Annotated in this window: 10 protein-coding genes; 1 reads left to right on the forward strand and 9 read right to left on the reverse strand. The window is 63.2% G+C overall.

Annotated elements, in window-relative coordinates; all coding sequences use genetic code 11:
* Nucleotides 1-532 precede the first annotated feature (532 nt).
* Nucleotides 533-871 carry a hypothetical protein gene (locus AB7F49_RS35565; RefSeq protein ID WP_428531425.1) on the forward strand — a complete coding sequence of 113 codons (339 nt, stop codon included), beginning with the start codon at nt 533-535 and terminating at the stop codon, nt 869-871.
* A gap of 154 nt (nt 872-1,025) precedes the next feature.
* Here the strand turns inward: AB7F49_RS35565 and AB7F49_RS35570 are convergent, their stop codons facing one another.
* From AB7F49_RS35570 to AB7F49_RS35610, 9 genes are all read right to left on the reverse strand, one after another.
* Nucleotides 1,026-1,613, reverse strand: a complete 588-nt coding sequence (locus AB7F49_RS35570) for a TIGR00645 family protein (protein ID WP_428531427.1) — start codon at nt 1,611-1,613, stop codon at nt 1,026-1,028.
* Between the two features lie 118 nt (nt 1,614-1,731).
* Complete coding sequence (locus AB7F49_RS35575; protein ID WP_428531430.1) at nt 1,732-2,463, reverse strand: ABC transporter ATP-binding protein; 732 nt, start codon at nt 2,461-2,463, stop codon at nt 1,732-1,734.
* Nucleotides 2,456-3,724 carry a lipoprotein-releasing ABC transporter permease subunit gene (locus AB7F49_RS35580; protein ID WP_428531433.1) on the reverse strand — a complete coding sequence of 423 codons (1,269 nt, stop codon included), beginning with the start codon at nt 3,722-3,724 and terminating at the stop codon, nt 2,456-2,458. The genes AB7F49_RS35575 and AB7F49_RS35580 overlap by 8 nt, the downstream gene beginning before the upstream one ends.
* 131 nt (nt 3,725-3,855) lie before the next feature.
* Nucleotides 3,856-5,175 carry a proline--tRNA ligase gene (proS, locus tag AB7F49_RS35585; protein WP_428531436.1) on the reverse strand — a complete coding sequence of 440 codons (1,320 nt, stop codon included), beginning with the start codon at nt 5,173-5,175 and terminating at the stop codon, nt 3,856-3,858.
* A gap of 391 nt (nt 5,176-5,566) precedes the next feature.
* Complete coding sequence (locus tag AB7F49_RS35590) at nt 5,567-5,803, reverse strand: hypothetical protein (RefSeq protein ID WP_428531439.1); 237 nt, start codon at nt 5,801-5,803, stop codon at nt 5,567-5,569.
* Between the two features lie 91 nt (nt 5,804-5,894).
* Nucleotides 5,895-6,167: a DUF1467 family protein gene (locus tag AB7F49_RS35595; RefSeq protein ID WP_428531442.1), complete on the reverse strand. Its 273-nt coding sequence runs from the start codon at nt 6,165-6,167 to the stop codon at nt 5,895-5,897.
* Nucleotides 6,168-6,177: 10 nt separating this feature from the next.
* On the reverse strand, nt 6,178-6,582 hold the full coding sequence (gene mce, locus AB7F49_RS35600; protein ID WP_428531445.1) for a methylmalonyl-CoA epimerase: 405 nt from the start codon (nt 6,580-6,582) through the stop codon (nt 6,178-6,180).
* 7 nt (nt 6,583-6,589) lie between these two features.
* Nucleotides 6,590-8,260, reverse strand: a complete 1,671-nt coding sequence (locus AB7F49_RS35605) for a ribonuclease J (RefSeq protein ID WP_428531448.1) — start codon at nt 8,258-8,260, stop codon at nt 6,590-6,592.
* The gene (locus tag AB7F49_RS35610; RefSeq protein ID WP_428531451.1) at nt 8,260-9,042 is read right to left on the reverse strand and encodes a biotin--[acetyl-CoA-carboxylase] ligase; all 783 of its coding nucleotides are present in this window, start codon (nt 9,040-9,042) and stop codon (nt 8,260-8,262) included. The genes AB7F49_RS35605 and AB7F49_RS35610 overlap by 1 nt, the downstream gene beginning before the upstream one ends.
* Between the last annotated feature and the right edge of the window lie 83 nt (nt 9,043-9,125).

The following is a 9,125-nucleotide window of genomic DNA, read 5'->3' on the forward strand; positions in this document are numbered from 1 at the left end:
CCCGATTTCCCCAGGGCGAACGGGAACACTTCCAGGAAGCAGCCGGGCGCCCTCTACGCTGACGCAACCCGAACAGGGCGTCCGGCCGAAACCGCGTCCTTTTCTCCCGCGGACGCAACAAACGCATGACGCTACGCACAGAACCAGATACCTCCGGGACCGATCCTCTGGCCCCGGGCTTCCGGACATTCACAAACCGCCGAGGACTTGTGCCCAGATGGCGATCATCCCGAGAAAGAGCGACAACGAGGCCAGTGCCGCAGCCTCTTCCACAACAGCCCGAAACATCACGGCCTCCCCTGCCGATACTCCCGCCCTTAGAACGGAAAGGGAACATAGTTCTTTTTTTGTTCCTCGTCAAGCCACTTTGAGTCCATCCCCGCTCAACGAGCCGCTGTCAGCCCAGTGGGCCTCGCCGCAGGCTGGTTCGCGCCACACAGACTACGCCGTGCGACCCGATGCGCAGTGTTGGACGGCATGCGCGGTGCGTAGGGTGCGTTCCGGGCGCGTCATGGACATGCGGGGGAAGTCGATGAAATTGCCGTTCGCGATGCTGGGATTGCTGATGCTGACGGGCTGCGTCACGGATGGCACATCCGCCGACCGCTGGGCTGTCCGGCGCCACATCGATACTCCCGCCGGCCAGGCCGAGATGGCAAGGGCGAATGCCGAGGCCGAGGAACGGTCCGCGCGGGCGGCGGCGCAGGACCGCATCAGGCCGACGCAGCAGCAGCAAGGTACGGTTTCACGCGCCGATGCCGATGCGATGGCCCGGCAGCGGGCCCGGTCCGAATGCCTGCGACGGGTGACGGAGTCGGTCAACCGGCAAACCTACGGCCAGCAGAGCTGGCGATACCAGGACAATTGCTGAGCCGCGACGTCGACCGCAGAGCGGACCGCAAGCGCGGTCCGTACGTCCGGGCGCTGCGGGCGCCCGCGCAGGGACGCCATGGGCTCGCCAAAGGTTGAGGCTCTTCGGGCCGTCCGATGCTGTCACGACGGCAGTCTGGTTGCGCTGCGCGTCCCTATTCCGGAAGCTGCGCGCGATGTCGGGCATGACCGCCCGGGTCCTGCCCCATGCGATCCACGGCAGCGATCCCGATGGCCGACAGGATGAACACGACATGGATGATGGTCTGCCACATGATGCCGGCTTCGGTGTAGGTCGATTTGGCGCTGCCGAGATTGCCGGCCTCGATGAAGGTCCGCAGCAGGTGGATCGAGGAAATGCCGATGATCGCCATCGCCAGCTTGATCTTGAGCACACTGGCATTGACGTGGCTCAGCCATTCCGGCTGGTCGGGATGGCCCTGCAGGCGCAGCCGCGACACAAAGGTCTCGTAGCCGCCGACGATCACCATGACGAGCAGGTTGGAGATCATCACCACGTCGATCAGGCCGAGAACCACCAGCATGATCTGCTGCTCGGTGAAGTCCATCGAATGCAGGATCAGGTGCCACAGTTCCTTCAGGAACAGGATGACATAGACGCCCTGCGCAACGATCAGCCCGAGATACAGCGGCAACTGCAACCAGCGTGATCCGAAAATAAGCGCCGGCAACGGGCGCAATTCCCGCGCGACCAGGTCGGCAGTCTTGGCTGGTTCAGTCATGGCTCGTCATGGTTGGAGGATGGTGAGGAGAAATAACGGGTGGCAAGATGGGAGCGCCGCGTGACGTTTCAATACCCGTCCGGGTGTACAATTCATGACGCGGGTACGGATCGCAGGCTCATTCCAGCTCGACAACCACGCCCTCGCGGATCGTGACACGCCGGTCCATGCGGCGGGCCAGATCAAGGTTGTGGGTGGCGATGATGGCAGCAAGTCCGGATGCACGGACCAGCTGGCGCAGCGTGTCGAACACATGATCGGCGGTATGCGGGTCGAGATTGCCGGTCGGCTCGTCGGCGAGGAGGATGCGGGGCGCATTGGCCACCGCGCGTGCGATCGCAACCCGCTGCTGTTCGCCGCCTGACAATTCCGACGGCCGATGTTCGAGCCTGGCTTTCAGGCCGAGATAGGCGAGCAGTTCGCTCGCCCTCTTGCGCGCCTCGGCGCGCGACAGCCCGCGGATCATCTGCGGGATCATGACATTCTCGACCGCGGAGAATTCCGGCAGCAGGTGATGCGCCTGATAGACGAACCCCATCTCGTTCCGCCGGATCTGGGTGCGTTCGGCGTCGGACAGACCGGAGGTGGGCCTGCCATCGACGAAAACCTCGCCGCCGTCGGGATGCTCCAGCAGCCCGGCAATGTGCAGGAGCGTCGACTTGCCGGCGCCGGACGGGGCGATCAGCGCGATCGACTGACCGAGCCAGCAGCCCAGTTCGGCGCCGCGCAGAATGCTCAACTCGGTTTCGCCCTGCTGATAGCGTCGCTGAACCGCGTTGAGATACAGCACCGGCGATTTCGCGGGTTTCGTACCGGAGGCCTGCTCGTCCGCCGCCACGCGCTCATTCATAGCGGAGTGCCTCGACCGGATCGAGCCGCGCCGCCCTCCAGGACGGATAAAGCGTCGCGGCAAGCGACATGGCGAGCGCGATCACGATCACGGCGGTCGTTTCCGCCGGATCGATTTCCGCCGGCAGACGCGACAGGAAATACAATTCGGGCGCAAAGACCTCCCGGGCGGTCAGCCATGAGACGAATTGCCGAAGCGACTCGATATTGGAGCAGACGACCACACCGACGACCAGTCCAAGGGTCGTGCCCACCACCCCGATCGACGCGCCGGTGATGAGGAAGACCCGCATGATCGCACCCTGCGTGGCCCCCATGGTGCGCAGGATGGCAATGTCACGGCCCTTGTCCTTCACCAGCATGAACAGTCCGGAAATGATGTTCATGACCGCGACCAGCACGATCAGCGACAGGATCAGCGCCATCACGTTGCGTTCGACCTGCAGCGCGTTGAAGAAGGTCGCATTGCGCTGGGTCCAGTCGGTGATGAAGATTGGACGTTCCGCGGCCTTGGTCAGGAGGCCGCGGTATTCCCGATAGCGGTCCGGCGAATCCACATAGACCTCGATCGCGGTCACGTCGCCGGCGCGATTGAAATAGGCCTGCGATTCAGCAAGCGGCATGAATACGAAATTCGAATCGTATTCCGACATGCCGATCTCGTAGACGGCGGCGATCTTGTAGCTCTTGATGCGCGGCGTCGTGCCCATCGGCGTGACCGCGCCGCGCGGCGCAACCAATGTGGCATTGTCGCCGGCCCGCACCGACAGCGCGTCGGCCAGCCGTCTGCCGATGATGATCCCCTGCCCTTCGTCGAAGCCTTCCAGCGTGCCCTGCTTGAGATTGGTGGAGATCGATGCCTGTTTGTCGAGATCGGCGGCGCGCATCCCGCGCACGCCTACACCGGTCGAATGAAACGGCGAGGAGATCAGGGCCTGGCCATCGACCATCGGTGCGGCAAGTCGTACGCCCGGCACCGTGTTCAGACGCGCGGCGAGTTGCTGCCAGTCGGTGAGCGGCGATTCCAGCGGCTGCACCAGCAAATGGCCATTCATGCCGAGAATCTTGTCGAGCAGCTCCTTTCGAAATCCGTTCATGACCGCCATCACGATGATCAGCGTCGCGACCCCGAGCATGATCCCGAGAAAGGAGATGCTGGCGATGACGGAAATGAATCCTTCCTTTCGCCGCGCGCGCAGATAGCGCAGCGACAGCATCCACTCGAAGGGGGCAAAAGGACGTGTCGCGGAGGGCTCGCTCATTCGGACTCCTGAACCTGCGGATTTCATCAGATTCTGGCCAATTCAAGCCACCTCCAAATACCGCAGCGACACCAGCACACACAAATTCGTGGGGACAGTTCGCCATCCGGCGGACCTCGGCGAGACGTCCCTCACCCCAACCGGTTCAGAACTTCGTCCGGGCTCAGCATTTCCCGGCTCCCATCGGCCCGTCGCTTGACCTCGAACTGGCCGGCGGCCAGCCCTTTTGGGCCGATCACCACCTGCCAGGGAATGCCGATCAGGTCCGCTGTGGCGAATTTGGACCCCGGCCGCTCGTCGAGATCATGGTAGAGCGTGTCGACACCGCGCGCCTGCAGCCCGGAATACAGCCTTTCACAGGCGGCGTCCGTCGCAGCGTCACCCTGTTTGAGGTTCAGGATCGCCGCACGGAACGGCGCTACGCTTTCCGGCCAGATGATACCAGCGTCATCGTGAGACGCCTCGATAATGGCGGCGACAAGGCGCGACGGCCCGATGCCGTAAGAACCCATATGAACCGGATGCTCCGAGCCGTCCGGTCCGGTCACCACGGCCTTCATCGGCTCGGAATATTTGGTCCCGAAATAGAAGATATGACCTACCTCGATGCCGCGCGCGGACACGCGTGCCGCCTCGGGCAGCGCCGCGAAGGCCGCGGGTTCATGCTTCTCGGACGTGGCGGCATACAGCGACGTCCAGCGGTCGACCGTGGCTTGCAGGCCTGCGATGTCGTCGAAATCGACGTTTTCGCCGGGCACGTCGAAACCGAGATAGTCGCGATGGCAGAACACTTCGCTTTCGCCCGTTGAGGCCAGGATGATGAACTCGTGCGAAAGGTTGCCGCCGATCGGACCGGTTTCCGCAACCATCGGGATCGCCTTCAGGCCCATCCGCGCAAACGTGCGCAGGTAGGCGACGAACATCTTGTTGTAGGAGTGGCGCGCCCCGGCCTGGTCGAGGTCGAAGGAATAGGCGTCCTTCATCAGGAATTCGCGCCCGCGCATCAGACCGAAGCGGGGCCGCACCTCGTCGCGGAATTTCCACTGGATATGGTACAGATTGAGCGGAAGATCGCGATAGGACCGCAGATAGGCGCGGAAAATGTCGGTGATCATCTCCTCGTTGGTCGGACCATACAGCATTTCACGAGCATGACGGTCCTTGATCCGCAGCATTTCCTTGCCGTAGGCGTCGTAGCGCCCGCTCTCGCGCCACAGCTCCGCGCTCTGGATCGTGGGCATCAGCAGCTCGATTGCCCCCGAACGATTCTGTTCCTCGCGAACGATGCTGCAGATCTTATCCAGTACACGTAACCCGAGTGGCAGGAAGGCATAGATCCCCGCGGCCTCCTGTCGCATCATTCCGGCGCGCAGCATCAACCGATGCGATACGATCTCAGCCTCTTTCGGAGTTTCGCGCAGGATCGGAAGGAAAAAACGCGACAGTCGCATCGTTTGCTTTCGGGGAATCGGCCATCTCGGCGAGAGAGCGAGTGAAACCGGAACGGGCTCGAAAATACAAGGTGCCCGCTTGAAGAATGGGCAACGCGCGCGGGGCGATTACAGCCCTTGCCGTGTGTCGGAAAAATGGTATAGGTGTCGCCCTCGCGTTGGGCAGTGGCTGCCCAACCGGTCCAAGTCTCGGGAGGATTGCGAGCGCCGAAGGCGCCGCCAGCGCTTCGAAAACATGAAAAACGGCACGCAGGAAGCGTTTGCATGATTTTTGAGCAGGGCTGTTGCCCTGCTCTTTTTCGTTTCAGCAGGCTTTTCGGCGAGCGTTTGCATTCTCCGGTCGGACATCGCGGAGCGTGCGTTGACCTGTGCCGCGCTCTTGATTCAGGATTCAAAGCCGCGGCGGATAGGAATCCCGTCCGAACACCCATTCCGGATGAAAATGCCCATTCTCGCCGAGCAGACAAACCTCGGCATTCTCACCCCTCTCCTCGCCAAGGCGCTGCGCCGCATCGACGGCAAACATCAGCGCCTCCTGCCGGGTGTGGTAGGGCCCGAAATCGCCACCAGCGAAACGGATCAGCCAGCCTTCGCCAATCTGGACGATGAAATAGCGCGAATGTGGCATGCGAGGCTCCAGCTCTTCGTTACGTCGGTATCAACCCGTCCCGGATACGCCAGTTCCGACCGGAGCGAGGCCAATAAAGGATCACGCGAAGTCAGGAGACAGCCGGCAACCGCCTCAAGCCCGGAATGTCATCGAGCCCGATCAACCGGTACGCATAGATTACGTAGAGAACCGCGAAGACGACGGCGGAGACGAGGGTCGTCCAGACAAGCTTTGCAAGGATTCGGGGCAGAACCGGGGCACCGGGATCGGTTCCGGGCGTGGTTTCGCCTTCATGCTGAGAGCGGATTCCAAACGGTAGTACGGCGAACAGCGTGACCCACCAGATCAGGAAGTAGATCGCTAGCCCGGTGGTCACCGACATGGTCGTAGAACTACACTTGCTCGAGTTCTACGAGCGTCCCGAGAAAGTCCTTCGGGTGCAGGAACAGCACCGGCTTGCCATGCGCACCGATCTTCGGCTGGCCATCGCCGAGCACCCGCGCACCCTTGGCCTTCAACGCATCGCGCGCCGCGATGATGTCGTCGACCTCGTAGCAGATGTGATGAATGCCGCCCTCCGGATTTCGGTCGAGGAATTTCGCGATCGGCGAATCCGCACCGAGCGGCTCCAGCAGCTCGATCTTAGTGTTGGGCAGCGTGATGAATACGGTCGAGACGCCGTGCTCGTGCTGCGGCACGATCTCCGACACCGCGGCGCCCAGCGTGGTGCGGTAGAGCTCCGAGGCCTTCGCGATATCGCGAACGGCGATCGCCACATGGTTCAGACGTCCGATCATGATGCAATTATACCGTGAGAACGTGGACGGTACAGATCGGCTTCTTGCCCCATTGCTGGGCAATGGCGCTGCGAACCCCTCGCCTGACCGCTTCCGCGACACCGTCGGGATCGCGGCGGCGCTGCTTCGGCAGGTTCTCGAAGGTGTCCTCCACCGCATCCATTGCGACTTCCGCTAGCACGGTCCCATCCTTGCCGCGTTCCGGAATGCCGAGCAATTCGACTTCAGGATCGGCCGCCAGAGCGCCCTTTTCGGTCAGCGCCAGTGCCACCGTGACCATCCCGACAAAGCTCAGGCGGCGCCGGTCGGCAATGGTGCGGCTGTCGGCGCCGACCAGCACCACCCCGTCCTTGTAGACGCGGCCATGTGGCAATTGATCGACGATCCCCGGCGCGCCGGGCGCAAGCTCGACCAGATCGCCGTTGCGGCAGGAGACGATCCTCGGAATACCAAGCCTCCGTCCGATCGCGGCATGTTCGGACAGATGCAGCGCCTCGCCATGCACCGGGATCAGGATTTGCGGCTTCAACCAGCCAAGCAGGTCCTCGACCTCGCCGATCCGTGGGTGACCGGACACATGCACGAGCTGGGTGCGGTCGGTGATCACCTCGACACCCTGATCGATCAGCCCGTTGATGACGCCCGACACCGCCTTCTCGTTGCCGGGGATCGTGCGCGAGGAGAAGATCACCCGGTCGCCGCGGGCAAGCGTGATGTCGGGATGATCGTCCTGCGCGATACGGGCAAGCGCCGCGCGCGGCTCGCCCTGGCTGCCGGTACAGAGCGCGACCACCTTGTCGGGCGGCAGATAGCCGTAGACATCGGGACCACGAAATTCCTGCACGCCATCGAGATAGCCGGTCTCGCGCGCGACCTGGACCACGCGCTCCATCGCGCGTCCGACCACGATGACCTCGCGGCCGGCGGCCTTTGCGGCATCCGCGACCGCGCGCAGCCGCGCGACATTCGAGGCGAAGGTGGTGACGGCGACGCGGGCCGGTGCCGAACCGACCAGCTGAGCCAGCGTACGCGCGACATCGGCCTCCGAGGGCGAACGCCCGTCGCGCACCGCATTGGTGGAATCGCCGACGACCGCAAGCACCCCTTCCGCTCCGAGCCTGCTCAGCTTGTCATGGTCGGTGGGCAGCCCCACGCCCGGGGTCTGATCGAGCTTCCAGTCTCCGGTGTGCAGCACGGTGCCGTGCGGAGTTCTCAGAATAAGCGCATTCGATTCCGGTATGGAATGCGACATCGAAACCAGCTCGATGTCGAACGGACCAATGTTGAAACGGCTGCCAAGCGCAACCACGCGCACATCGATTTCCGGCGCACCCGCTTCGCTCTGACGCTTCGCCTCGATCAGTGCCGCGGTGAAGGGCGTCGCATAGACCGGGACACGAAGCTGCGGCCAAAGATCGAACAAGGCGCCGAAATGATCCTCGTGGGCATGCGTCAGCACGATGCCGGTCAGGTTGCGCCGCTCCTCGACCAGGTAGCGGATATCCGGGAACATCAGGTCGACGCCGGGAAGATGCTCTTCGGAGGCGAACGAGACGCCGCAATCGACGATCAGCCATTGCCTCCGACGCTCGCTGCCAAGTCCGTAGACCGACAGATTCATGCCGATCTCGCCGACCCCACCGAGCGGAGCGAAAACAAGTTGATCCGGTTGCGCCATCAGGATGCGGCTCCCACGCTCGCGCCATCTCCGAAAAACACGTCGCCCGCGCTGATGACAGACCGCGTGCCGTCCGTAACGCGCAGGATCAGCCGGCCCTCTTGGTCCAGCGTCTCAAACTGCCCGCTGATCACCCGGCTTCCCATTCGCACCTGGACCGATTGCCCGATTCCCCCGGCTTGATCGAGCCATAGCCGCCTGATCTCGCCAAACCCTCGCCCGCCATCCCAGATGGCCATGTAGTCGATCCAGGAATCCGCCAATACCGACAGCGCCGCCGCTACCCCGATGGGATTGCGCCCGTTCGACAATGCGGCGGCCGGATACGCCATGCCCTGCGGCGCCGCGACCAGGTTGACCCCAATCCCGACAACCAGGACGAGGCCGCCCTGCTGCGCTTCCGATTCCAGCAGGAGACCCGCGACCTTGCCGTCATTCGATACCACGTCGTTTGGCCACTTCTGTGCGACAGCAATACCCGGCACCAGTGTCCGGCACATTTGCGCAACCGCAAGGCTGCCGACGAATCCGAGTGTCGCTGCGACCGCCGGCGTCACCGCCAGGGTCAGCAACAGGCTCACGGCAAGGTTGCCATCGCCGGAAATCCATTCGCGGCCCTGCCGCCCGCGACCGAGCGTCTGTTCCAGCGCGACGATCCAGAGCGGCCCGCGCTCGCCTCCGCTTGCGAGCCGCATGGCCTCGCTGTTGGTGGAATCGAGTCGGTCGTAGATGCGGACGCGATGCCCCGCCTGCGCCGCGCGCGGCCCGAGCGCGAATGTCATCCCTAGTGGTCCAATTCTAACGTTCGCTTTCCTTTTCGGCGTCCTCTTTTGCGAACGTTAGAATTAAAGGACCACTAGCAAGT

This window comes from Pseudorhodoplanes sp. (genome assembly GCF_050250235.1).
Lineage (GTDB): Bacteria > Pseudomonadota > Alphaproteobacteria > Rhizobiales > Xanthobacteraceae > Pseudorhodoplanes.

Coding starts and splice junctions, on each gene's coding strand:
- AB7F49_RS35565 (WP_428531425.1), top strand. CDS start 533: ATGAAATTGCCGTTCGCGATGCTGGGATTGCTGATGCTGACGGGCTGC.
- AB7F49_RS35570 (WP_428531427.1), bottom strand. CDS start 1,613: ATGACTGAACCAGCCAAGACTGCCGACCTGGTCGCGCGGGAATTGCGC.
- AB7F49_RS35575 (WP_428531430.1), bottom strand. CDS start 2,463: ATGAATGAGCGCGTGGCGGCGGACGAGCAGGCCTCCGGTACGAAACCC.
- AB7F49_RS35580 (WP_428531433.1), bottom strand. CDS start 3,724: ATGAGCGAGCCCTCCGCGACACGTCCTTTTGCCCCCTTCGAGTGGATG.
- proS (WP_428531436.1), bottom strand. CDS start 5,175: ATGCGACTGTCGCGTTTTTTCCTTCCGATCCTGCGCGAAACTCCGAAA.
- AB7F49_RS35590 (WP_428531439.1), bottom strand. CDS start 5,803: ATGCCACATTCGCGCTATTTCATCGTCCAGATTGGCGAAGGCTGGCTG.
- AB7F49_RS35595 (WP_428531442.1), bottom strand. CDS start 6,167: ATGTCGGTGACCACCGGGCTAGCGATCTACTTCCTGATCTGGTGGGTC.
- mce (WP_428531445.1), bottom strand. CDS start 6,582: ATGATCGGACGTCTGAACCATGTGGCGATCGCCGTTCGCGATATCGCG.
- AB7F49_RS35605 (WP_428531448.1), bottom strand. CDS start 8,260: ATGGCGCAACCGGATCAACTTGTTTTCGCTCCGCTCGGTGGGGTCGGC.
- AB7F49_RS35610 (WP_428531451.1), bottom strand. CDS start 9,042: ATGACATTCGCGCTCGGGCCGCGCGCGGCGCAGGCGGGGCATCGCGTC.